This is a genomic window from Cohnella fermenti, assembly GCF_004801405.1.
Classification (GTDB): domain Bacteria; phylum Bacillota; class Bacilli; order Paenibacillales; family Paenibacillaceae; genus Cohnella; species Cohnella fermenti.
This window is the reverse complement of the sequence record NZ_SSOB01000006.1, coordinates 123,760-147,691: the sequence shown is the minus strand read 5'-3', so window position 1 is coordinate 147,691 and position 23,932 is coordinate 123,760. Positions and strand designations below refer to the sequence as shown.

The window sequence follows — 23,932 nt, the reverse complement described above, 5'->3', positions numbered from 1 at the left end:
GTACGGTCAACGTGCTGAACTCGCTTGTGCTGACGGCCGGAGGCAATACGCCGGAGGGCCGATCGTATACCGGCAGCTTCGATATCGACCGCTTCCAGATCTCGACGTGGGAGAAGGTGGATGTCGAGCAGATCTGGCAGGACGCGCTCGATGCCACGGCGGCCGCCGGCGAGTCGGCGGCGTCGGCTTCGGACGCGCCGGCCCGGCCCGTTCTGTCCTCCGACAACGGGTACGACACCGGGCTTGCGGACGGCGATTACAATATCGTCATGAATCTGTGGTGGGGGAACAACGGCGGCACATACAGGCTGTATGAGAACGGCGAGCTGATCGACACGCAGACTCTCGCGGAGCATTCGCCCGATGCGCAGTCCGCCGTCACTTCGATTGCAGGAAGACGGAATGGCACGTATCAATACGTGGCCGAGGTGACCAATGCGCACGGTTCCGTCCGCAGCGATCCCTTAACCGTTGCGGTGACGGATGCGGCTCCCGGCAAGCCGGTGCTGTCCGCCGACAACTGGGACGGCGACGGCAGCTACACCGTGACGATGAATCTGTGGTGGGGGACGAACGGGACGGTATATCGGCTGTATGAGAACGGCGAGTTGATCGATTCGCAGCCGCTGACAGCCGCGACGCCGAACGCGCAATCGGCATCGACCGCGATTGCCGGGAGGACGCCGGGAACGTACGCGTATCGGACCGAGCTTGCGAATGACGCGGGAGAGGTGTCCAGCGACACGATAACCGTGACGGTGAATCGGCCGTAATGCCGTAGGTCACCGTAGGTCAAGCGGTGCCGGGTGGGCCATTCATCGGAATCCGAGGCCTCGGAGCCTGAGACCTCGGAATTCGAATCCTCGGAATTCGAGGCAGCGGAACAGGGGGGGGGAAGACATTGAAGGATAAGGTTGTGCTGATTAGCGGCGGCGGCTCGGGCTTCGGCAAGGCGATGGCCGTGCGGTTCGCGCGGGCGGGCTGCCGGGTGTTGATCTCGGGGCGGCGGCCGGAGCCGCTGCGCCGGGTCGCCGAGGCCATTCGCGCAGGCGATCCCGCCGCCGACGCGGAATGGATTCGGGCGGACATGTGCCGCGGCGAAGATGCGGAGGCAATGGCGGCCCGGGCGATGGAACGGTGGGGCCGAGTGGACGTTATGATCAACAACGCCGGCAGCGGCGTGCGGATTGCGCCGTTCGACACGTATACGGCGGAGGAGATCGACACCTTGGTGAGCGCCAATCTGATGACGGCGATCCATGGCTGCCGGGCGGTCATTCCGCTTATGAAGCAGCAAGGCTTCGGCGTGATTCTGAACGTCGCGTCCGCATGCGCGAAGCACGCGTGGCCGTCCTGGAGCGTGTATACGGCGGCCAAGATGGGCGTTCTGGGGCTGAGCCGCTGCCTGTACGGCGAGCTTCGCCCGCACGGTATCCGCGTAGGAACGCTCATTCCCGGCGCCGCGCCGACCGAGTTCTCGCAGGCGGCCGACGCCGTCTACGGCTTGGAGGGCGACTCGCTGAAGGCGGAGGATGTGGCGGAGGCCGCTTATTTGATGGCCTCTCTGCCGCAGCGCGCGATGATCGAGGAATTGATGATCTGGGGAACCAACCAAGAGGTCATTCCGCTGTAAGCGGAGGAACGGGGGAGCGAGCAATGCGGGTCGGAGTAGGCGAATGGGGGTTTCGCGAATTGCCTGTGGAGGAACATTGCCGAATGGCTTCGGCGCTTGGATTCTGCTACTTGGAGCTGGGCATCGGCGGCGATTATGCCGGGAGGCTCAGCCGGGAGATGAGCCCGGCAGACGCGCATCGGGTCAAGGAGTGCGTGAAGGATTACGGCTTGACGGCGCCGTTCGTCTGCCTGGAGAACGACTTCACGCTGGAGGATCGGTCGGATCTGCTGGAGATGATCGAGCGCACGAAGCGGGAGATCGCGCTCTGTCATGAGCTGGGGGCGACGCATGTCCGGCTGTTCACCGGGTTCGAGCTTGCAGAGCGGATGACGGAGGACAGGTGGCGTTGGCTGCTGGGGGCGTTCCGCGAAGCGGAGGCGCTGTGCGCCTCGTTCGGCATCGAGATCGCGATCGAGACGCATGGGCAGTTGACGCCCGAAGGCGAAGGCTTCGTCCACCGGCACACGACGTCGACGGATTGGGGCTCGCTGCAGCGGCTGCTGCGCGAGCTGCCGCCGCGGATCGGCATCAACTTCGATCCCGGCAACCTGAAGCCGGTCGGCGGCCGCCCGCTGACCGACTATGCCCGGCTGCTCGACGGCCGGATCAACTACTGCCACCTGAAGGACTGGAAGCGAACCGGCGACTGTTGGACGGCGTGCGGCGTCGGCGACGACGATATCGACTGGGACGCGCTTCTGGCCGCGATGAGCTACGACGGCGTCTATCTGATCGAATACGAGCCGACGCACGATGTGGAAGACGGCATCGTTCGCAGCCTGAACCATCTTCGCAAGCTGCGAACCGTAAGCATGCGCTGACGCGCGGCGGGAGGAAGGGACATGAATATGCAAGGACAAGAGCAGGGGCTGCGCGGGAGAATCGCGCTTGTCACCGGAGGCTCGCGGGGACTCGGCCAGGCGATCTCGGCCGCGCTGGCGGAGCAGGGCGCGCATGTACTCGTGAATTATGCTCGGAATGAGGCTCAGGCTCAGGCCGTTGTCGATAGGATCGCAAGCCGTGGAGGCCTGGCGACGGCTCTGCGGGCGGATGTGACGGACGAGGCGGAGGTCGCCGGTCTGGCCGAGCGGATCGAACGGCAACTGGGACGACCGGCGGACATTCTCGTCAACAACGCCACCGGTCCGCAACCGATGCTGCCGCTTGAAGACAGCGAATGGCAGGATTACATGGACCAGCTCGTCTTCTTCGTGAAGGCGCCGCTGCTGCTGGTCAAGGCGCTGCTGCCGCATTGGAAGTCGCAGCGATACGGCCGCATCGTCAATATCGGCAGCGAGGTGGTGCAGCTCGGCAACGCGAACTTCTCGAGTTATGTCGCCGCTAAGTCCGCGATGATCGGCATGACCAGGTCCTGGGCGAACGAGTTGGGGCGCAGCGGCGTGACCGCGAATCTGGTCGCGCCGGGATGGATACCGGTGGAGCGCCATGCAGGGACCTCGTCCGAGGAGCTGGATGCGTATGCCGCCGGCGTGCCGCTCGGCCATATGGGCGAGTCGGCGGATATTGGCGCGGCGGTGGCCTTCCTGGCTTCCGACGCCGCCAAATTCGTTACGGGACAATGCCTTGCCGTCAATGGCGGCAAGACGTTCGGAATTTGAGATCGCTGAATTTGAGATCAGGGAGATGGAGAGAACGATGCAGACGATTCAGACGGATGTGCTCATTGCCGGAGCGGGATCGGGGGGCTTCGGAGCGGCCATTCGGCTTGCCCGGGCCAATCCGGACCTGTCGATTACCGTAGTGGAGGCGATGAATCGGTTCGGCGGCAGCTCTACCGTCGGCGGCGTCAACTGCTGGGAGCCGGGCGTGGGCGGTCCGGGCATTCATTACGAGCTGTACGAGCGCCTGGCCCGGGAAGCCGCGAAGATCGGCATTGGCAAGTCCGAGCATGCGCCGACGGCGGCAGAGCCTTACGGCTTGTCCTTGATCGAGCCGGACGGAAGCTACGAGCGCACGCTGCGGCGATCAGCGCTGGACGGTGCCGAGTGGCGCCGGGTGCACTTCGAGCCGGACGCGATGGGCGCAATGATGGAGACCATGCTGCGGGAGAGCGGCAATGTCGCTATTCTGTACGGGACGAGGTTGACGGACGCCGTGCGGGACGGACGCGTTATTCAATCCGTTCGGGCGGTTCATCTGCGGACGGGGGAGACGACGGAGTACCGGGCCCGCTATTATATCGACTGCACCGGAGGCGTGCATCTGGCGAGAATGGCCGGCTGCCGGACAGCTTACGGCGAGGAGAGCAAGGAAGCTTATCGCGAGCCGTCGGCGCCCGCGTCGGCCAGTCGGGTGGTCAACGGGGTTACGCTCCTCTATCGTCTGACCAAGCGGGAGGCTCCGGCCGCCGCGCAGCCCGAGCCGCAGGCGGATGAAGAAGCCCGGAGCTGGATGGAGCGCATGCGCCCCGTCGCCGCGATCGGCGCGTACCCGAACGGCGATTGGAATGTGAACGTGCTGCCTGTTATGCAGGGGCAGGAGTTCCACTCGCTCTCCTATGAGGAAGCGATGGACATCTGCCGCCGGCGGATCGGGGCGCATTGGCAGAAGCTGCGCAAGCTCGACTTCTTCGCGGATTATCGGCTGCGGGAGACATTCCCGCTGGCGGGCATCCGCGAATCTCATCGGCTGGTCGGCCGGCACGTGCTTCGCGAGCAGGATGTGCGGGCGGGATTTCTCCGCCAGGACAGGCGGGAGGAGTTGATCGCTTATGCCGATCACGCGCTGGACACGCACGGGGAGTCTCATATCGACGGCCCGAACCTGAAGGAATTGGCCATGCCGTACGGCGTTCCGCTGGACTGCCTGCTGCCGCAAGAGCTCGACAATCTGATCGTCGCTACGCGCGGCGCCTCCTTCACGCATATTGCCGCCGCGTCGTGCCGCTTGTCGCGGACGATGATGGCGCTTGGCGAAGCCGCCGGGATCGCCACGGCAATTGCGGTTGAGGCAGGGACGGGGTATTCGGCGGCAGACGCGGGTCTGATCCGGGAACGGCTGCAACTGCCCGCGTTCGAGGAGAAGCTGAAGCGGGAATGGGGGCTGGTCTGAGATGGCAGTCGACGCTTCCCCCTTCGCCACAGGAGCGGGCGATGCGGTGCGGGAGCGGGAAGGGTTGACGGTGCGCGAGACGTCTCCGGCCTCGCTCGCCGTTCGCGTCGAGCCCGGCTGGCTGGTTACGGCGGAGGGGGTTCGGGCGGAGCTGCGCGAGGAGGCGATACTGCCGATTCGCCCCGGCGGCGCCCGTTCGCATCGCAATCAGCAATATGTGCTGAGAGGAACGGCCGAAGCCGGGCCGGCGGGGTGGAACGGCGACGATCTCAGGGGCAGCGGCGGAGCGCCTTACCAGCGAATGGTGCCGGGCTCGCTTGTCGTCCGCGACCGGGAACGCGGCGAGCTCTGCATCGAGGGCGAGGACTACATCGGCGATTCCTACTGGGGGACGATCAAGGCCCGGGCCGGCGGCAAGCTGGCCGAAGGCACGCCGCTGTCGCTCGACTACGAAGCGTACCTCTGCCGCTATGACGCGGTGGTGCTGGCCGAGGACGGCAGCGTTCGCATCGTCGAAGGCTCCACGGAGCCGCAGGAGCAGCGGGAGCTGCTTCTGCCGGACCCGCCTCGTGCGGCGGACGGCATCGTGCTCGCGCATGTGTTCACCGGCTGGGGGAGAGAGGCGATCACGTCCGGGCGCATTGCGCTGGAAGGCGCCAGTGCCGGTGCCGAAGTGACCGGCGTTTACCGCGACATGACGCCCCGCACTTACGAGGTGGAGGTGACGGCCGTCGATGCCGGGCGGCTGACGGCGGTCATTGCAGCCGGCGGCGAAGATTACGGCCCGGTCCTCCGGGGCGGGGAGCAGGTGTGGAGAATGGCCGCTCCGGCGACGATCGATCGCGGCGAGGAGCTGCCCTTGCTGCTTGTTACCGCCTACGGCCGAACAGCCGATTGGGGACTTGGCCTGCGCCCGGGGCCGGACACGATGCCGGGCGACCGCTTCATCGTTCGCGCCGAGCCGCGGATGATCTACAACCTGGCCCTTCCGGGCGGCAGCGATCCTGTCGGCGCCATTCCCATCCGCGGCTTCGATCGGCTGCGGCGGACGCTGGGCAAGCTGGCGACGGGCGAGCCGGTGCTGATCGCGCTGTTCGGCGAGAGCACAACCCGCTGGGGGCATTGGCCCTATGCGCTGCGCGACGGGCTGGAGAAGCTTGGCTCGTCCCGTGTGATGACGGTTAATGCGGCTGTCGGCGGCGAGAACTCGATTCGCGGCAGCGGCAGGCTGGAAGCCGAGGTGCTGAGCCGTCGGCCCGACCTGGTCATCGTGGAATATATGATCAACGACGCGACTCTCGGCCGGCCGAACGAGTCGGAGCAGGCGATGCGCGGCATAGTCCGCCGCATCGCAGCGACGGGGGCGGATTGCTTGATCGCGACCCACAACGGGATGAATCCGCTGTTCTCGGCCAACGGCTCCGCGCGCAGCTTCAGAAGCTACCATGAATTGTACGAGCGGATCGCCGACGAGGAAGGCTGCGCGTTCGCCGGAGGTTACGCTCTATTCGAGAAGCTGGAGCACTTCGGCCGCTGCTTCCTGACCGAGCTCAAAGGGAATATGATCAACCACCCTTACGGCAACGTCGATCCCCGCTGGGGGGACTTCGACGAAGCCGTTGCCAACGCGATCTTGCGCGGTTTCGCCGAAGCGCTGCGGCGGGACTCGGCGCAGGAGCCGCTCGATTAGGGACATGGAATCGTTGTGCCGCCCCACTCTAGAGGGTGAGGCGCCTCGAAATAGATGTGAAAATCCACATTGGCGCGGCACGATAGCGGGCAGTTTGGTTGATTCTATGTGAAAAATAGCATCCATGGAGAAAATTCCGGCTCGAATTGCCGTATGTATGCGAAAAACCACATAAAACGCTGCGATCCTCCGCCGATCCAAGCTGACGAATGTGAAAAACCGCATAAAATCGCAAGAGTAACCCTCACGCCCTCGCGCCCTCACGCACTCTCCCCGAGCAAGCGCTTGTAATCGCGCTTCATGATGCTCCGGATCAGCGTCGGCCAATCCTTGTTGGGAGGGCAGTACTTGCCGGAGATGTCCTCGATGGTCGAATAGCCGTCGCCGATGTAATTGTCGGAGATGAGCTTGCCGAACCGGCGGACGCTGTCCGCCTTGGTCTTGAAGCTGAGGTAGCCGCCTTTGCCGTTGCTCAGGCCGAACAGGTTGTTCTTGCGGTCCGCCAGCTTGCTTGTTCCGTTGCCGCTCTCGAGCTTCATGACCGCGATTGTGAAGAACGCGTTGATCCCGTAATCCTCCTCGATCGCGAGGATGGCCTTCTCGAGGCCGTGGCCGAGCAGCTCGGTATTGCCGAAGAGGAGTTCGATCGCATCCGCGGTGAGGCCGGAAGCGGACTCGACCTCGGAGAGGGGGAGGGAGACGCTGATTGCCGTCGCTGCCGGCTTGCCGCCTCCGGAGGCCGAACCGGTCGAACCGGCGGAACCGGCCGCAGCGGTCGCCGCCGGCTTGCCGCCTCCGGAGCCTGAACCCGAACCCGCCGCCGCTGCAACAGTATAAGACAGCGTCTTGACCGCCGCGGCGGGCTTCGCTGCTGCGACGAGCCGGGCATAGGCGCCGTTCACGTACCCGGCGCCGCCGGACAGCTTGAGCCAGCCTCCGTTGACGGTCGCGTCGGCCTTCAGCACGGTTCCTTGCTTTACGACTTTGACAATTCGGGCTTGGGCGTTGGGGGCTTCCCGGACGTTAAGAAGGTTAACGGTCGTCAGGTACGTGGCGGCCGATCCCGCGGAATCGGTCGTTTCGGCGCCGGCGGCGCGAGCGTGGGCGAATAAGAGAACAATCAGCGAGACAAGGATAACGAAGGCGTATCGTGCCGGGGCATTATCGCCGAGGCTGTCGCTTCTTAGCATTCGAACACTCCTCGCGGTTGGATTGGGAGACAAGCTACCCTGATTGTAAGGCGAGGCGGATGCAAAGCTTGTCAAAGCCTCGTTCGCGATTCCGGCTAATCTTGTCGCAAAACCGAAAATCCCCCGACGAAGACGTCGAGGGAGAGAGATTTGCTCATTAAAACTTTCTCATTTATACGACTCGTGTGCGGCTTGTGCGCGGCTCCGGGCGCAGGCTACGCTCTGGTGTCGAGGAGCGCTCCGACCGGCGGATCGGCATAAAGCTTCAGGCGGAACGAGGTATAGATCGCGAATCGCCGCCGCCCTTCCTCGTTCAGCAGGGATTGCCGCACGGAGTCCGGGAGCGTCGCATCCGGGAACGGCGATTGCGCCGAACGGGATTGCCGCCGCGAGTTCCCCCTGTTCGAACGCTTCTCCCCGCTCGGAAGCGGATCTTCCTCGACGAACGAATAAACCGAATAGAGCGGAGCGACCCGATCAATCGGGAGGTCCGCTTGCCGCGGGCGCCACCACATTCGAGTTCCCCCTTTGCTTGGTCCATTTTTCGCAAGAGAAGTTAAACATATTTTACCACAGAAGGTGCGGGATGAATCATTGGATTCGGGGGAAAAGAAGGGGCGGCGCCGGCCGGGGAGGAACGATCAGAGCAGCAGCACCGCCTGAATCGGCTCGAGGGGCAGGATGACCTTCGTTCTCACGATCGGCTCGTCGAATGCCCACAGCGGCGCTTCCGGGACGTCCGGCTCCGAGTAGGCTTCGGCCGTCTTCGTCTGGGGCCTGGAGGCCCCGCGGACCCGTTTGCCGGAACGGCTGTTCCTGCGGGACTTCGGCCGGGCTCTGGGCTCGGCGTCCTCGCCGGAATCGTCGAACAACTGCCCGTTCAGCGTAACCTTATCCTTCGAGCAGCCCGTGAGCGTGCCGAAGTGGCGCGTCCCGTCGCTCATCACGACGCACACCGGCAAGCCGCGGAGCTGGAGCAGGTGTTCCTCGTCGGCAGGCATGTAATCGTCAAACATCGCTTCCACCCCCCTCGCTTATTGTTCAGAAGCAGTATATTCACCCGGGGGCGGATGCGTATGGACACGAACCTATTCTCACAGCGGCAATCGGGCCCTTGTTCCTGGTTCCAAATAGCAATGACTGGGGCATTATGGTAAACTCAAGGTGCAATTCAATCCTCAGACTAAGGAACGATGTGGACGATGACGAACAAGGGCATGGAAGCCTTAGCCGCCGACGGCGCGGTCTTCTTCATCTTCGGAGCGACGGGCGACCTGGCGCGCAGGAAGCTGTTCCCGGCTCTGTACAGCTTATATAAGGAAGGCAAGCTCGGCGAGAAGTTCGCGGTGGTCGGCTTGGCGCGGCGGCCCCGCACTCACGAGCAGTTCCGCGAGGACGTGCTGGAATCGATTCGCGAGTTCTGCCGCTACAAGGCCGAAGAGGGACAAGCCTGGAGGGAGTTCGCCGATCGGTTCAGCTACCAGTCGCTCGACATCGGCAGCGTGGAGGGGATGCGCCGGCTTAAGGAGAATACGGAGGAGCTCGAGTCCCGCTACCGCATTCCGGGCAATCGGCTGTTCTACCTGGCGCTGGCGCCGGAGCTGTTCGGCACGGTGTCGAGGAACCTTCGCGACGGCGGCCTGCTGGACAGCGAGGGGTGGCATCGGCTCATTATCGAGAAGCCGTTCGGCTACGATTATCCTTCGGCGGAGAGCTTAAACGAAGAGATACGCCAAGTATTCCGGGAAAATGAGGTGTTCCGCATCGACCACTATCTCGGCAAGGAGATGGTGCAGAACATCGAGGTGCTGCGGTTCGCCAATTCGTTCTTCGAGCCGCTGTGGAACAGCAACTACATCGCGAATGTGCAGATTACGCTGGCCGAGACGGTCGGCGTGGAGGAGCGCGGCGCGTACTATAACAAGTCCGGGGCGCTGCGCGACATGGTGCAGAACCATATGCTGCAGATGCTGACGATGATCGCGATGGAGCCGCCGAGCCGGCTCGATCCGGAGGACATCCGCGACGAGAAGGTGAAGGCGCTGCGTTCGATCCGCGGCTTCGGCTCGGAGGCGGAGGTCGGGGAGCGCGTCGTCCGGGCTCAGTATTCGGAAGGCGCGTCGCGCGGACAGCCGATCAAGGGCTATCGGGAGGAGGACTCCGTGCCGGGGGACTCGGCGACCGAGACGTTCTTCGCCGCCCGGCTGTTCGTGGACAACTTCCGCTGGGCCGGCGTTCCGTTCTACGTGCGCACGGGGAAGCGGCTGCCGGTCAAGTCGACGGAGATCGTCGTCGAGTTCAAGAATGTGCCCAGCGGCATTCTGTTTGCCCGCAAGCAGGAGCTTCGGCCGAACCTGCTCGTCATCCGCGTCAACCCGATGGAAGGCATCTACATCAAGATCAACGCGAAGAAACCGGGCAACGACATGACGGTGCAGCCGGTAGCGATGGAGTTCTGCCAGAGCTGCCAGATCGGCATCAACACGCCGGAAGCGTACGAGCGGCTGATCTACGACGCTGCGCGCGGGGACCACACGTACTTCACCCGCTGGGACGAGCTGGCGGTCGCTTGGAAGCTTGTCGACCCGATCGCCGCGGCATGGAAGAAGGGGACGGACGATCTGCGCTTCTATCCCGCCGGCTCGTGGGGACCGAAGGAAGCGGAGAAGCTGCTCGAGGACGACGGGTTTTTCTGGTGGCCGGTGAACGGGCAGGAGGAGGACAACGTCATCTGGGTGAGCAACGCGGGGAAGTGAAGGGTACGCGCGGGGCGGGACGCATTCGGAAGAGAATCGTTCGGAAACGAAGCGTTCGGTAGATAATCGTTCGGAGTCGAAGGAGTCGGCGGATGCCGGCTCTTTTTCGTCTGAATATCGCGGGATGGCGGCGGGGGCGGTGGACATCGGTGAATGGCGATGGCGGTGAATGTCCGGTGGGTATCGCTGGATGTTGCCGGATGACGGGAATTCTGGATGGGAGAAGCCGGGTGGGGGGAGCGGAGAGGTGTACAACGACCCCGACGAGCCGGTTAGCGGAGCCGATGAGCGGAAAACCCGCCTATCGACTATTCATTCCACTTGCCATCCCGCCAGCGCCCCTCCCGCCTGCGCCCTATTCCCTCTGGCGGCATTAGGTCTCTTCTCCCTTTCGTTCAGGATAAGAAGATGCAAGGTGGACAAGCTGACCCAAGAGCAAAGGGCATGATCGCCAAGCGGAGGTTCCTGATCCAAGGGGAGAAGAGGCATAAGGGTTTAGCAGGGGGATCAAGTTTTGTGATATCCATAATATGGAACCCTCTTGCCGCCATGCCGACCGCGCTGGGCCGGTGCTAGGCGGTGGCAGGACTTTTCGGTCTCAATCCGGTACAGACCGCCATTAGCCTCGCGTTTGCCTCCCCTCCGCGCCGATGAATGTGAAAAACCATATAAAAGCGAAAAAGGAATCAAACGGGAGGAGGCGGAGGTGGAAAATGTCCGGTTCGGAATGAAATTTTCCGAATTTTGCTCTTGGCGGTGCCGAAACGGTTGGCAAGAGGGGCGACGGATACTAAGATAAAGCTTACCTATATAGATGAAAAGGCTTACATGTTGAGGGGGCATTCCGATGCGTCTGGTCAAGGCTCGATTCCCGAGCGTCAGGACCGTCTTCGCGAGATTCGTTATCCATTACGTGATCCTGTTGCTCGTTCTGTCGTGCGTGGGAGCGTTCCTCTACCATCGTTCTGTGCAGTATGCGGAGAGAGAAGAGATGGAATCCGGCATTGCGAAGCTGGAGAAGAGCCAGGAGCTCGTCGATACCCGGCTGAAGGAAGTCGAGAGCTTGATTACGCAACTGTCGCTGGACACTCGCATCCGACATTTTCTCAGCGCGAAGCAGCCCTACTCCGGGGACGATATGTTCCGGATCAAGGAGATCTCCGACAGCCTGGCCACCTACAAGATCAGCAACCGGCTTATTCGCGACATCTTCCTCTACTTAAACAATGAGACGCTGATCTCCTCGATTCTGCCGACGACGAACCCGTCCATTCTGTACGGCAAGCTGCTTACGTACGACGGAGTGGACTACGAGGGCTGGCGGGAACGGCTGTTGGGCGCGTACCATTATTCCGAATACTGGCCGGAGACCGGCGTGCAGCTTGTCCAGGACCGCTCGGAGACGCTCACCTATGTGCAATCCGTTCCCATCGGGGCCGTGCATACGTACAAGGGGGCTCTTGTCGCGCTCATCGACGCCGACGAGGTTCGCAAGCTGCTGGCTACCGTCGTGGATGACGGGCAAGGCTGGTCCTATGTCGAGGACGCGGACGGTGCTGTCGTCACGGAATTCAATCGGCCCGGAAGCGAGAGCGGGAGCCTGCGCTTGCCGGAGGGAGACCGCGGCTACGTCGTGCGCCGCTGGCAGGGCGAGAAGATGCTCGTCATGTACGCCGTGTCCGAGCAGAGCGGCTGGAAGTTCGTGACTGCGGTGCCATACGAATCGATCATCCGCAATGTGCACTATATCAAGACGATGTACCAGACGACGATGGTTGTCGCGATTGTGGCCGGTCTGTTTATCGCCGTGGCCTTCTCGTACAGCAGCAGCCGGCCGATCCTGCAGATTATCCGCAAGCTGAAGCAGGGAATGGAGGGAGCTGCTCCTTCGGACAAGTCGGAATACGGCTTCCTGGAAGGCACGATTACGCAACTGCTGGCCAACCGCGAGGCGATGCGGGCCGATCTGACCCAGCAACAGGAGCTTGTCCGGGCGACCTTCCTCGAACGGCTGCTGCGCGGAGGCTTCTCCAGGGAGAAGGAGATCGACAGCGTTCGTTCGTACATCGGGTTCGATCTGCCGGAGGGAGAGTGTCTGGCGGTCCTGATCGCGATCGATGCCGGCGGAGAGGCGGACGTCTCGCACGGGCTGCTCGAACGGCTCGATACGGCGAAGGTGCTCGTCAGACACCTGCTCACAGAGAAGCTGGCGTGTCCGCTGAAGGATTACAGCATCGATCACGACAAGCTGGCGGTGCTTCTCAGCACGGAGGGGCTGGCGTGGGAGAACGTGCGCGGGGAGCTGGCCGCCGCCGTCCAGATGACGGCGGAGCTGCTGCGGCGTTCCTGCGGCATGGACATCCGGGTGGGCATCGGCAGCCCTTGTCCGGGCTTGATCCAGATCCGCAGTTCGTTCGAGGAAGCGTCCCGGGCGCTGGATACGCTGAGCGACGGTCCGCCGGGGACAGTGTCCTTCTATGTGGAGCTGGAGCGGGAGAAGGACGACTATTATTACCCTCTCGACGTGGAGACTCGCCTGATCAATCTGGTCAAGGCGGGAGACCGGCCCGAAGCGGAGGCGGTCCTCGACCAGTTGCGGAGGAAGAACGTCGAGCTCGCCTCGGGCGGCGCCGTCGCCGCCACGATCGAGCAGCTCGCATTCGAGATGAGGGGGACGGCCGTCAAGCTCAGGAAGAGCCTCGCCGCGATTCCGGCGAGAGGCGACCGGGACCGCGATCGGGACCGCGACCGGGACCGCGACCGGGATCGCGACCGGGATCGCGACCGGCCGGATTGGTCAATCGAGAGCTTGCGCGGCGACCTCTCGATCGACGAACTGTTCGGTCGGGCGGAAGCCCTATTCTTCGCGATGTGCGCGTGGGTCGGCGAGCAGAAGAACGATCGCCAGAAGGCGCTTGCCGAGCGGATGCTGCGTCTGGTCGAGGAGCATTACCCGGAGGACGATTGGTCGCTGTACAAGTTCTCGGAGGAGCTGGGCATGACCGAGAAGTATGCGTCCCAACTGTTCAAGGATCTGACGGGGCACGGCTTCAGCCAATACCTGGAGCTGCAGCGAATGGAGCAGGCGGAACGGCTGCTGCGGGACCCCGCCGTCTCCGTGAGCGACATCTCCCGCATGTGCGGCTACGCGAACCCGAATACGTTCTACAAGGCATTCAAGCGCCGCTTCTCCGTCAGTCCCAGCGTGTACCGCGAGAACATGCCGGGCGAGTGAAGGTGTCTGCGGGGGATATCCCATAGGAATAGCGACAGTCAGGGAGAGAAGACAGAGCCCTGGACTGTCGCTGTTTTGGTGAACCGACGTCTTCGTTCGAGTGGAACACTTGGTACGGCGCAATTATTTCTCCAACTCATAGCGGGTCGCGATAATGCCCGACTTGAGCGTTCGGCTGGTCAGCAGCTTGAGCCTGATTTTCTCGATGCCGCCGTCGAATGCCGATTTTCCGCTGCCCAAGACGACCGGACATATCGTCAGCAAGAATTCGTCGATCAGTCCAAGCTCAAGCAGCGTTTTCGCAGCTCCCGGGCTGCCGAAGATAACGAGATTTTGGCCAGGCTGCTCCTTGAGCGCCTTGATCTCCGCTGCGATGTTGTCCTTGATCAGCATCGTATTGTTCCATTCGGCCTTGTCCATCGTGCTGGAGATGACGATCTTCTTAACATCCTGCAGCCATTGAGCATGCTCCATATCGTGCTTCGACGCATTGGGATCATCCAGCGCCATGGGCCAGTAGCTCTCCATCATCTGATACGTCGTACGTCCGTAAACGGGAGATCCGACTTCGGCCACGACCTCCTCGGCGTATTTCTCCAATTCCTCGTTGTACGGAATCCAATCCAGTCCTCCGTTCGAGTCTGACGCATACCCATCCAGCGACACATGCATGAACAATACGAGTTTTCTCATGTCCGTTTCTCCTCCGATTTCGAATTTATCTTGTCCTGCCGATACATACACTATAAATCATTACGTTGCGTAAGGTTCAAGGGGAATGCGAATTTATTTTTAGTAATTTCGTCGAATAGAGCAGCTAACTCAATAAATTTTTCGCCCCAACCACTGGCAATGGATATTTCTTGGAATGAGCCCGTTGGAGCGAACAAAATGTTAAGTTCAGATATTACTTTATTATCTCCAAGTTCGACCCAATCTTTGAGCTCATCCAATGTTTTGAGCACATTCTCGACGGAATCGAATTGCGACTATATGACATTGGTAGTTGGCGAATCGATTAAAATCCTCATCTCGCCTAACAACCTCAGTAACTCATTGATATTCCGCAATCTGAACCACTCCGATAATGACCACTCCAATAATAGATTTGGCCTGCCCTTTAGTGAATAACGGCAGCCGCGCGATTATTGGTTGCAACAATTCGCGTATTAGCATATTAGCCCCGCCGGCCGGGTCGAGCGAATAAGCATGAAATTTCGACTACATTTTGCGGCCGGGACCCAAAACGAGCGAATAAGCCTGAAATTTCGATTACATTTTGCGATCTGCGGCCGGATCGAGCGAATAAGCATGAAATTTCGACTACATTTCGCAGTCTGGACCAAAAACGAACGAATAAGCCTGAAATTTCGACTACAATATAGCTGCCTCATAGATGCCATCTCATAGACCCCATCCACCGGAGCCGCTCCCCAAGTCATCGACTTGAGGGCGGCTCCTGCTTCGTTCCTTGGCCGGATTCGGGCATTATTCCGGCCGGGAGGACGGATTCCGGGCCCGGAATCGGGATATCGTCATGCCGTCCGACCGATATCCACTTTCGGCGGCTTCGTTCGCCGTGGTACGTTGGGCTCGGAACGGGAGCGCCGTTCCCGAAGACCGACAGGAGGATCGAAGAACATGAGACACACAAGCGCCGCATCCGGGCCCGGGCGGACCGCCCGGACATGGAGGGAGCTCCGGACCAACTATCAACTTTACGCGATGGTATCCGTTCCTGTTATCTGGCTGATCGTATTTATGTACGTGCCGATGTACGGCGTTCAGATCGCGTTCCGCAACTTCCGTGCAGTCGACGGCATTACGGGGAGCCCGTGGGCGGGGCTGAAGTACTTCCGCAAGTTTTTCCACGCATACGATTCGGCCTCCATCGTGCTCAACACGATAGAAGTGTGCTTCTACACGCTGCTCGCCGGATTCCCGATCTTCGTGCTGCTGGCGCTGCTTCTGAACAATGCAAATAGCAAGCGCTTTCGGAAAGCGGTTCAAATGTCGACCTTCGCGCCGTACTTCATCTCGGTCACGGTTGTCGTCGGCATGCTACACCAGTTCCTGTCCACGCAGGATTACGGAATTATCAATCGCATCATCGTCTTCTTCGGCGGCCATCCGATTCTGTTCATGACGGAGCCGGGATGGTTCAGCACAATCTACTCGTGGTCGAACATCTGGCAGGGGGCGGGCTTCAACGCGATCATCTACATCGCCGCGCTGTCGTCCATCGATACGTCGCTGTACGAGGCGGCGGTCATGGATGGGGCGTCGAGGCTGCAGCGGGTGCGCCACATCGATCTGCCGGGCATTATGCCGACCGTCGTTATCACCTTCATTCTGGCGATCGGGCAGGTCATGAATCTGGGCTTCTTCGACAAAATCTACCTGATGCAGAACTCGCTGAACCTGGACCGCTCCGAGGTCATCTCGACTTACGTGTACAAGACGGGTCTCGCGGCATCGCTGCCGAACTTCTCGTATGCGGCCGCCATCGGCCTGTTCAATTCGGCGATCAACTTCGCACTGCTGATTGCCGCCAACCAATTCGCCAAGCGCATCAATCAATCGAGTCTATGGTAGCCAAGGAGGCTGGTCCGATGAACAACGTCCGCGAGACGGGAGGGGACCGCTGGTTTGCGTTCTCCGTGTATTTTCTGCTGTCTGTCGCTCTTGTCGTTACGCTCTACCCGATCGTCTACATCGTCAGTTCGTCCTTCAGTTCGCCGTCGGCGGTGACGTCGGGCAAGGTGTGGCTGTGGCCCGTTCATCCGAGCCTGCAAGGCTATTCGGCCGTGTTCCGTTACGCCGGAATCTGGCAAGGCTTCTACAATACGCTGATCTACACGGTCGGAGGGACCTTGATCAGCGTCGCGCTGACGGTGCTGGCCGCGTACCCGCTCTCCCGGCCGGACTTCAAGGCGCGCAACCCGATTCTGTTCCTGTTCACGCTGACGATGTTCTTCAGCGGAGGGTTGATCCCGACGTATCTGCTCGTCAACCAATTGGGGCTGTACGACACGAGATGGGCCATCATTCTGCCGTCGGCGCTGGCCGTGTACAACCTGATCATCACCCGCACCTTCTTCCAGACGGGCATTCCTCCGGAATTGCTCGAGGCCGCGAAGCTGGACGGATGCGACGACTTCACGTTCCTTCGCCGCATCGCGCTGCCGCTGGCCGGGGCGATTCTGGCGGTCAACGCGCTGTTCTACGCGATCGGCTACTGGAACAATATCCAGAACGCGCTGATCTACCTGAAGGACAATGACAAAATGCCGCTGCAGATGATTCTCCGTTCGATCCTGATCCAGAACCAGATCGACCCGAGCATGACGTCATCGATGGACACGAAGGCGCTGGCGGAGCGGGCGAACCTGCGCGAGCAACTGAAGTATGCCTTGATCGTGGTGTCCAGCCTGCCGGTTATCTTGCTGTATCCGTTCGTGCAGCGCTACTTCGTCCGCGGGATCATGATCGGCTCGATCAAGGGATAGCATCTAGAGCCGGATGCGGGCATCGATCCTGCCGCTCGCCGGGCATTCCATTCCGTTAAGGAGGTGAGGCTACCCCGCATCGCGAAGCTCGGGGGATACGCGTTGGCTGCATGAAGTTGGCTGCATGAAGAGGTAAGATGAGGAGAGCACACACGGGAATAATTCCATTAAACGGAGGGGTTCGGACGATGAGAAAAAGATTAATGACGCTCGCGGCGGCACTGATGGCGCTGGCCATGCTGCTGGCGGGCTGCAACGGGTCCAACAACAAGGCTAACGGGAACGGGGAGGCAAGCGCATCGTCCGGGGCGACGACGGCGGCCGACAACTTCAACGAGCCGGGCACGTTCCCGATCGTCAAGAACGAGGAGACGCTGACGGTGTGGGCAAGTCCGCCGAGTTGGATCGGGGACCTGGACGACAACTGGTTCACGAAGTACTTCGAGGAGAAGACAAACATCAAGATCAATTGGGTGCGCGCGAACATGGAGGACTACAGCGACAAGCTGAACCTGCTGCTGGCGAGCAACAGCGACCTGCCCGACGTCATTCTGTCCTGGGGGATCAGCAACGCTCAGCAGATCGCATACGGCTCGCAGGGGCTTTTCCTACCGTTGAATGATCTGATCGACAAGTATGGCACCGCTACCAAGCAGGTGTTCGATTACAATCCGATTATCAAGAGCACGATCACGGCTCCGGACGGCAACATCTACGGACTGCCCTCGATCAACGAATGCTTCCACTGCACCTACAGCCACAAGCTGTGGCTCAACCAGAGCTGGCTCGACAAGCTCGGACTGGAGATGCCGACGACAACCGATGAGTTCTATCAGGTGCTCAAAGCGTTCAAGGAGCAGGACCCGAACGGCAACGGCAAGGCGGACGAGATCCCGCTGACGCGCGGCTCGTGGCAGGGCGGCATCGACTACTTCCTGATGAACGCCTTCATCGACAACGAGGCCGGCAACCGGCTGATGCTGCAGGACGACGTGATCGTGCAGGCGCCGGTCCAGCCGGAATGGAAGGAAGGGCTCGCCTATCTGCACAAGCTGTACGCCGAAGGGCTGATCGATCCCGAGTTCCTGCTCGAGGACGACAACAAGGTCAAGATTCTGACCGGCACGGAGGAAGCGGGCAACAAGGTCGGCGCCGTCGCGAGCGGGAGCCTGAGCTGGGTCGACTGGAGCGATGCCAATCCGGTGAAGGAGGACTATGTTGCGGTTCCGCCGCTGACCGGACCGGGAGGCGTCTCGCTGGCGAAGGAATATGCCTTCGGCATGGGCGTCGGCAACTTCGTGATCACGAAGGCGGCCAAGAATCCGGAGCTGGCGATGCGCTTCGGCGATGCGATCTACCAGCTCTACCTCGACGGGGACTACAACCTCTACGGGGAAGAGGGCGACGTCTGGGTGAAGGCGAAGGACGGAGAAGTCGGCTTGGACGGCAGCCCGGCCAAGTACAACGTGATTAAGAGCGGGGAGCAGCCGAACAACTTCACATGGGGCAACGGGCTCAACACGTTCATGACGAACGAATGGCGCAACGGCCAGGTCGTCACTCCCGGAGTGTGGAACTCCGAGAAGATTCTGTACGACGAGACGAAGAACAAATACGAAGGCAAGGGGCCGGAGCAGGTGATGCCGGGCACCTTCATGATGCCGGAGGACGAGGCGACCGAGTGGGAGGAACTGAACAACGCGGTCATTCAGTACCTCGACGAGAGCGTGGCGAAGTTCGTTACCGGAAGCATGGATCTGGACAAGGACTGGGACAAGTACCTGACCGAGCTGAAGAAGATCGGGTACGACCGCCTGACCGAGCTGACGCAGCAGGCGTACGACCGGCAATACAAAGGCAAGATGTAGGCCGGAGTTATTGGCGCAGAGAATTAAGCGGGCTTGGAAAAGGATGCAATGAGGTTGGTCGAAGGAAGGGCGCAAGCCGCGCCCTTCCGCGATCGCGCCCGGGGCGGTTGGTCGATGGTTTTATGTGATTTAATACGAAAATTAAGTCTCGCTAATGGCGGTCTGTACCGGATTTAGACAGAAAAGTCTCGCCACCGTCTAGCACCAGCTGGCGCGGTCGGCATTTTGGTGAGTCGGCGAGTTGATTTCCACATTATGGTGACAAGAAAGGCGCTATCCCCCTTCTTAACACTTATGCCTCTTCTCCCCTTGGATCAGGAACCTCCGCTTGCCGATCATGCCCTTGGGTCTTAGGACAGCCCACCTCCTTATCCTGAACGAAAGGGAGAAGAGACCTAATGCCGCCAGAGGGAATAGACGCATGGGGGGCGATACCGGGCGGGATGGCAAGTGGAACGAACAGTCGATAGGCGGGTTTTCCTCTCATCTCCCTCTCCAACCGCCTCTTCGGAGCTCCGTTGTACAGGTTTCTCTACTAACTCCGCTCCTCCTGCCTCTCCGCAGTTGGCTTTTCATCACTGCGAATGGCCTCATACGAAAAATTTTCATTGTAGGGGGTGACAACTGTCCTTGTTGTCATAGTTGTTTTTAGCATAAATACGGTCGTCTGGGGCGGTTAGTCGCCGATTGTATGTGGTTTTTAGCATAAAAACGGTCGTCTGGGGCGGTTGGTCGCCGATTGTATGTGGTTTTTAGCATAAAAACGGTCGTCTGGGGCGGTTGGTCGCCTATTGTATGTGGTTTTTAGCATAAAAGCGGTCGCCGGGGGCGGTTAGGCGCCGATTGTATGCGGTTTTTAGCATAAAAGCGGTCGTCCGGGGCGGTTAGACGTCAATTGTATGTGGTTTTTAGCATAAAACGATCGTCTGGGGCGGTTGCAAGCAAGCATAGAGCGAGAGAGGAAGAAGACGGATGAACACATGGAGCAAGCTGGACGAACGATCGGTGCCGGCCTGGTTCGACGATGTCAAATTCGGCATTTTTATTCACTGGGGGCCGTATTCCGTGCCGTCCTGGGGGCCGAAGCGAGAGAGCGTGAACACGTCGGGAGAGGCTTATGCCGAATGGTACGGCAGCGCTGTGCGGCAGGAGGGAAGCGCTTACCGCGACTTCCACCGGCGAACGTACGGGGAGCGTGCGGCCTACGAGGACTTCGCGCCAAGCTTCCGGGCGGAGCTGTTCGACCCGCAGCGGTGGGCGGAGCTGTTCCGCCGCTCAGGCGCCCGCTACGTCGTGCTGACGGCCAAGCATCACGATGCCTTCTGCCTGTGGCCGAGCCGGCACGCCTGGAACTGGAACAGCGTCGACATCGGCGCGCACCGCGACCTGTTCGGCGAGCTGGCGGCCGCCGTGCGCGAGAGCGGCCTGCGGATGGGGGCGTACTATTCGCTGCTGGAGTGGTTTAATCCGCTCTACCTGAGCGATCCCGAAGCGTATGCGACGACCCATATGATTCCGCAGATGAAGGAACTGGTCGATGCCTATGGGCCTTCCGTTCTGTTCACCGACGGAGAGTGGGAGCACCCGAGCGAGACGTGGCACAGCACGGAGTTCTTAAGCTGGCTGTTCTCGCACCCGGACATCGGGGAGGAGATCGTCGTGAACGACCGCTGGGGACGGGAGACGCGGGGACGGCACGGAGGCTGCTTCACGACGGAATACGGCGAGGTCGGCTACGGGCCGGACGGGCAAGAGCTTCATATGAGCAGAGAGCGCAAGTGGGAGGAGAACCGGGGCATCGGCACCTCGTTCGGGTACAACCGCAACGAGACGCTGGACGATTACATGACGGAACGGGATGTCATTCACTTGCTTGTCGACACGGTCAGCCGGGGCGGCAATCTGCTGCTCAATGTCGGGCCGACGGCGGACGGACTCATTCCGGTCATTATGGAGGAGCGCTTGGCGCAGCTCGGCGAGTGGCTGCGGGTCAACGGCGAGGCGATCTATGGAACAAGCCATTGGCCGGAGCGACACGACTCCGATGCCGGCGTTCGCTATACGGTCAAGGGGGATGCCGTATACGCCATCTTCCTGCGTTGGCCGGAACGCGAGACGACGCTGACGGCTCCCGGCCTCGCCGGCAAGACGCGGGCGCGGATGCTTGGATTCGACGAGCCGCTGACCTGTCGCGGGGCGGCGGAAGGAGTAACGCTGGAGGTGCCGGTTGTGCCGCCGGAACGGCTGCCGTGCCGTCAGGCTTACGTGGTCCGATTCGATTAAGAGAGGGGAGCACAATGATGATAACGATGGCAGAAGGCAACGGGACATCGGAGCGGAGCGGGGCGAGAGGAGGAACGAGGGCGCTCAGGAGGCTGTCGGCGGTGCTCTTCGCCGCGGCGCTGCTGGGAGCGGCGGCGGCTCCGGCCGGGGCCGCCGTCTATCCGCGCGCTTCGCAGCAGCCGTCCCAGACGATCGATTACATCGATATGGAGGACGACGCGTTCACGCTCGGCGATCTGCTGACGGTCGAGTCGCTGCAGGGCATCGTCAACCGGGAGGAGCCGCGCATCTGGGTGCTGAAGAACCCGGTGCACATGTATGACGTCGGCCCCGGCTTCGATGCGAATTCGACGATGGTCGGCCGCGACTTCTGGTTCGACCGGCTGACGGGCTACACGAAGGTTCAGCATACCGACCCGCTGGAGCTCGTTCAGAGCTTCGCGACGGAGCTGGTGGGAGCGGTGCTCTACGATCCGGATATGCTCGACGTCTCCCCGGGAGCGAACGGGAACGCCGGCAGCTTCTACTACACGACGGACGACGATTCCCAGTATGCGGAGGCGAACAAGAGCTACCAGCCTGCGGAGACGATCGTGGCGCAGCTTAACGTAACGGCCATGCTGTGCGCCAAGTATGGGGCGATCGCGTTGACGGAGGATCAGCTCGACGAGCTGGAGGACGACTACGGAGTGACGCTGCCGGTGCTGGCCGACACCCGGACGCTGGATCTGAGCACGTGGCAAAAAAGCTACGACTACGCCATGGACAACCTGGATGAGGATATGCGGACGGATATTGTGGCGAACAACCCGAACTTCAGCCTCGCCATGTTCGACTATCTGATCGCGAACAAGATCTTTGTCGTCAATCTGAAGGGCGATCCGGCGGCGGGTACCGGCCTCAGTATGGCCGAGAAGGCGCTGACCGACGAGATTGCGGATCGGAGCGGGCCGAACACGCCGGTGATCGGCGTGTGGGGAGGAACGACGGACGAAGATGCGTTCGGCCGCTACTTCAATCCCAAGGGCAAGTTCTCCCTCGTCACCAGCGAGAGCTTCAACCTGAGCTGGACGAGCGGATTGCCCTCCGTCCGCCCCTCCGCGAGCGAGAGCAACCGCAATCTGACCTACGACCCATCGAAAACCTACATCAGCTTCACGGAAACCGACGGGGACACGCTGCTTTTTCTCCAGTATAAGTATCCGCACTGGTTCGGACTGGCCGACCGCGAGGAGTATCCGATCGCATGGGAGCTGGCTTCGACAATTCAGGAGATCGACCCTCTCGTCGGCCAATTCTACGAGGAGGAGCGGGGGGACAACGCCTACGTCAATCCCGTGACCGGTGTCGGCTATCTGAAGTACGCTCCGTCCGCTGCTTATCGGGACGATTACTTCGACCTGACGGACGATTATATGGATTACATGCGCTATCGTCTGCTGCGGACGATGAATTACGACCGGTTCGACGCGATCCCTTATACCGCCATTCCGAGCGTTGAAGGCGTGTTCGCGGGCTATGGGGGAGCCGATCCGCAGCGGCCGTCGGTCGCCGATCTGACGGAGACCAACTTTATGTACCTCGGCAAGCCGGTCTTCATCAATTATTCCTTCGCGGATGCGCAGGCGATCAAGGACTACGACGGAGGCGGGCCCGCCTTCTTCAGCGTGGCGGCGCAATACGTCAACACGGAGCTGCTGACGGACTATATCGATTCGCTGCCTGCGAGCTTCGTTGTCGTATCGCCCGGCGAACTGGTCGATCTGTACAAGCAATACGCCGAGGCGACGTTCTCGGACATCGACGCAGCCGGCTTCCTGGCCAGCTTCACGCATGACGAGAGCGGTTATCTGTATGCGGACGACGGCAGCTTCATCGCGGACGGCGATCATCGCGTGGCGGACGGGGCGGCGAGCTGGACGTACCGGTTCGATCTGGCGAACACCGCCGCATCGCTGGACTTGAAGCTCGACATCGCCAACAACTACAAGGTGGAGGTATCCACGGATGCGGCGAATTGGACGACGGAAGCCGTCGCTCCCGCGGACATTCATGACGCGAGCAACCGCGTTGCGCTCGATCTGGATCTCTCTTCGTATCTGACGAGCAACCCGGACAAGACGGTCTACGTGCGCTTCGGCGACGCCAGCCCGACGGACGGCTGGGGCGCGAGCCTGTTCGGCGTCGGCGTGAACGGCGACATTCCCCAGACGGCGGATCGCTGGCTGCTGACCGCGGGCAAGCAGCTTGGCTCGGGACAGTTCCTCGTCGCCCCGTCCGGCGGCTACAACCTGACGCTGCAGAGCGACGGCAATCTGGTGCTCTACAGCGGGCCGAATCCGGCGCAGAACACCGGCGTCGTCTGGCAATCCGGCGCCACCGGCACGACCGGCTCCTACTTCGCCATCATGCAGAGCGACGGCAACTTCGTTGTCTACAAGGGCACCGGGCCTGCGGACAACCAGGGCTATATGTGGTCGAGCGGCACCGGAGGCAGCGGGGCGAGCTACTTCTCGGTCGAGGACGACGGCAAGGTGTATGTCCACGAGGGAGCCGATCCCGATCACGAGAGCGGCGTCGTCTGGTCGCGCCCGTAAGGCTTGCTTAGCGGGAGCTCGCAGGAGTTCATAAATACACAGAATGGGCGAAAAAGC

At 61.2% G+C, this 23,932-nt stretch carries 17 protein-coding genes and 1 pseudogene; 13 read left to right on the top strand and 5 right to left on the bottom strand.

The window, feature by feature from the left end; translation table 11 throughout:
• Positions 1-197: 197 nt before the first annotated feature.
• The 6 genes and pseudogenes from E6C55_RS34570 to E6C55_RS06420 form a co-directional block, all read left to right on the top strand.
• Positions 198-773 (top strand): annotated as a pseudogene (locus E6C55_RS34570) (chitinase N-terminal domain-containing protein); the annotation flags it as partial.
• 128 nt (positions 774-901) lie between these two features.
• The gene (locus E6C55_RS06440; protein ID WP_136368962.1) at positions 902-1,633 is read left to right on the top strand and encodes an SDR family oxidoreductase; all 732 of its coding nucleotides are present in this window, start codon (positions 902-904) and stop codon (positions 1,631-1,633) included.
• 83 nt (positions 1,634-1,716) lie between these two features.
• Positions 1,717-2,496 carry a sugar phosphate isomerase/epimerase family protein gene (locus tag E6C55_RS06435; RefSeq protein WP_168735491.1) on the top strand — a complete coding sequence of 260 codons (780 nt, stop codon included), beginning with the start codon at positions 1,717-1,719 and terminating at the stop codon, positions 2,494-2,496.
• Positions 2,497-2,517: 21 nt separating this feature from the next.
• On the top strand, positions 2,518-3,294 hold the full coding sequence (locus E6C55_RS06430) for an SDR family oxidoreductase (RefSeq protein WP_230986567.1): 777 nt from the start codon (positions 2,518-2,520) through the stop codon (positions 3,292-3,294).
• 25 nt (positions 3,295-3,319) lie between these two features.
• Positions 3,320-4,747, top strand: coding sequence for an FAD-dependent oxidoreductase (locus E6C55_RS06425; RefSeq protein ID WP_168735490.1), 1,428 nt, complete (start codon positions 3,320-3,322; stop codon positions 4,745-4,747).
• A 1-nt stretch (position 4,748) separates the two neighbouring features.
• Positions 4,749-6,437, top strand: coding sequence for an SGNH/GDSL hydrolase family protein (locus E6C55_RS06420; protein ID WP_136368959.1), 1,689 nt, complete (start codon positions 4,749-4,751; stop codon positions 6,435-6,437).
• Positions 6,438-6,697: 260 nt separating this feature from the next.
• On the opposite strand, the gene E6C55_RS06415 is transcribed toward E6C55_RS06420, so the two are convergent.
• From E6C55_RS06415 to E6C55_RS06405, 3 genes are all read right to left on the bottom strand, one after another.
• A complete protein-coding gene (locus E6C55_RS06415) occupies positions 6,698-7,627 on the bottom strand; it encodes a glucosaminidase domain-containing protein (RefSeq protein WP_136368958.1) in 930 nt (309 codons plus the stop codon).
• 215 nt (positions 7,628-7,842) lie between these two features.
• Entirely contained in the window at positions 7,843-8,142 is a 300-nt protein-coding gene (locus tag E6C55_RS06410; protein WP_136368957.1) for a hypothetical protein, read from the bottom strand.
• 126 nt (positions 8,143-8,268) lie between these two features.
• Entirely contained in the window at positions 8,269-8,643 is a 375-nt protein-coding gene (locus tag E6C55_RS06405; protein ID WP_136368956.1) for a hypothetical protein, read from the bottom strand.
• A gap of 186 nt (positions 8,644-8,829) precedes the next feature.
• Here E6C55_RS06405 and zwf point away from each other — a divergent pair, with 186 nt between their 5' ends.
• Both zwf and E6C55_RS06395 read left to right on the top strand, forming a co-directional pair.
• Positions 8,830-10,383, top strand: a complete 1,554-nt coding sequence (gene zwf, locus E6C55_RS06400; protein ID WP_136368955.1) for a glucose-6-phosphate dehydrogenase — start codon at positions 8,830-8,832, stop codon at positions 10,381-10,383.
• A gap of 847 nt (positions 10,384-11,230) precedes the next feature.
• Positions 11,231-13,618, top strand: coding sequence for a helix-turn-helix domain-containing protein (locus E6C55_RS06395; RefSeq protein WP_136368954.1), 2,388 nt, complete (start codon positions 11,231-11,233; stop codon positions 13,616-13,618).
• Positions 13,619-13,741: 123 nt separating this feature from the next.
• On the opposite strand, the gene E6C55_RS06390 is transcribed toward E6C55_RS06395, so the two are convergent.
• The gene (locus E6C55_RS06390; RefSeq protein WP_136368953.1) at positions 13,742-14,311 is read right to left on the bottom strand and encodes a dihydrofolate reductase family protein; all 570 of its coding nucleotides are present in this window, start codon (positions 14,309-14,311) and stop codon (positions 13,742-13,744) included.
• 50 nt (positions 14,312-14,361) lie between these two features.
• Positions 14,362-14,571 carry a hypothetical protein gene (locus E6C55_RS06385; protein WP_136368952.1) on the bottom strand — a complete coding sequence of 70 codons (210 nt, stop codon included), beginning with the start codon at positions 14,569-14,571 and terminating at the stop codon, positions 14,362-14,364.
• Positions 14,572-15,259: 688 nt separating this feature from the next.
• Here E6C55_RS06385 and E6C55_RS06380 point away from each other — a divergent pair.
• From E6C55_RS06380 to E6C55_RS06360, 5 genes are all read left to right on the top strand, one after another.
• The gene (locus tag E6C55_RS06380) at positions 15,260-16,213 is read left to right on the top strand and encodes an ABC transporter permease (protein ID WP_136368951.1); all 954 of its coding nucleotides are present in this window, start codon (positions 15,260-15,262) and stop codon (positions 16,211-16,213) included.
• A 17-nt stretch (positions 16,214-16,230) separates the two neighbouring features.
• Entirely contained in the window at positions 16,231-17,127 is an 897-nt protein-coding gene (locus tag E6C55_RS06375) for a carbohydrate ABC transporter permease (RefSeq protein ID WP_136368950.1), read from the top strand.
• Positions 17,128-17,315: 188 nt separating this feature from the next.
• Entirely contained in the window at positions 17,316-18,995 is a 1,680-nt protein-coding gene (locus E6C55_RS06370) for an extracellular solute-binding protein (protein WP_168735489.1), read from the top strand.
• Between the two features lie 972 nt (positions 18,996-19,967).
• Positions 19,968-21,278, top strand: coding sequence for an alpha-L-fucosidase (locus E6C55_RS06365; protein WP_136368948.1), 1,311 nt, complete (start codon positions 19,968-19,970; stop codon positions 21,276-21,278).
• Positions 21,279-21,292: 14 nt separating this feature from the next.
• The gene (locus tag E6C55_RS06360) at positions 21,293-23,875 is read left to right on the top strand and encodes a GxGYxYP domain-containing protein (protein ID WP_136368947.1); all 2,583 of its coding nucleotides are present in this window, start codon (positions 21,293-21,295) and stop codon (positions 23,873-23,875) included.
• Positions 23,876-23,932 lie beyond the last annotated feature (57 nt).

Bases quoted from the DNA above. Each gene is read 5' to 3' on its own strand.
- E6C55_RS06435 (WP_168735491.1), top strand. From the start codon at position 1,717: ATGGCTTCGGCGCTTGGATTCTGCTACTTGGAGCTGGGCATCGGCGGC.
- E6C55_RS06430 (WP_230986567.1), top strand. From the start codon at position 2,518: ATGAATATGCAAGGACAAGAGCAGGGGCTGCGCGGGAGAATCGCGCTT.
- E6C55_RS06425 (WP_168735490.1), top strand. From the start codon at position 3,320: ATGGAGAGAACGATGCAGACGATTCAGACGGATGTGCTCATTGCCGGA.
- E6C55_RS06420 (WP_136368959.1), top strand. From the start codon at position 4,749: ATGGCAGTCGACGCTTCCCCCTTCGCCACAGGAGCGGGCGATGCGGTG.
- E6C55_RS06415 (WP_136368958.1), bottom strand. From the start codon at position 7,627: ATGCTAAGAAGCGACAGCCTCGGCGATAATGCCCCGGCACGATACGCC.
- E6C55_RS06410 (WP_136368957.1), bottom strand. From the start codon at position 8,142: ATGTGGTGGCGCCCGCGGCAAGCGGACCTCCCGATTGATCGGGTCGCT.
- E6C55_RS06405 (WP_136368956.1), bottom strand. From the start codon at position 8,643: ATGTTTGACGATTACATGCCTGCCGACGAGGAACACCTGCTCCAGCTC.
- zwf (WP_136368955.1), top strand. From the start codon at position 8,830: ATGACGAACAAGGGCATGGAAGCCTTAGCCGCCGACGGCGCGGTCTTC.
- E6C55_RS06395 (WP_136368954.1), top strand. From the start codon at position 11,231: ATGCGTCTGGTCAAGGCTCGATTCCCGAGCGTCAGGACCGTCTTCGCG.
- E6C55_RS06390 (WP_136368953.1), bottom strand. From the start codon at position 14,311: ATGAGAAAACTCGTATTGTTCATGCATGTGTCGCTGGATGGGTATGCG.
- E6C55_RS06380 (WP_136368951.1), top strand. From the start codon at position 15,260: ATGAGACACACAAGCGCCGCATCCGGGCCCGGGCGGACCGCCCGGACA.
- E6C55_RS06375 (WP_136368950.1), top strand. From the start codon at position 16,231: ATGAACAACGTCCGCGAGACGGGAGGGGACCGCTGGTTTGCGTTCTCC.
- E6C55_RS06370 (WP_168735489.1), top strand. From the start codon at position 17,316: ATGAGAAAAAGATTAATGACGCTCGCGGCGGCACTGATGGCGCTGGCC.
- E6C55_RS06365 (WP_136368948.1), top strand. From the start codon at position 19,968: ATGAACACATGGAGCAAGCTGGACGAACGATCGGTGCCGGCCTGGTTC.
- E6C55_RS06360 (WP_136368947.1), top strand. From the start codon at position 21,293: ATGATGATAACGATGGCAGAAGGCAACGGGACATCGGAGCGGAGCGGG.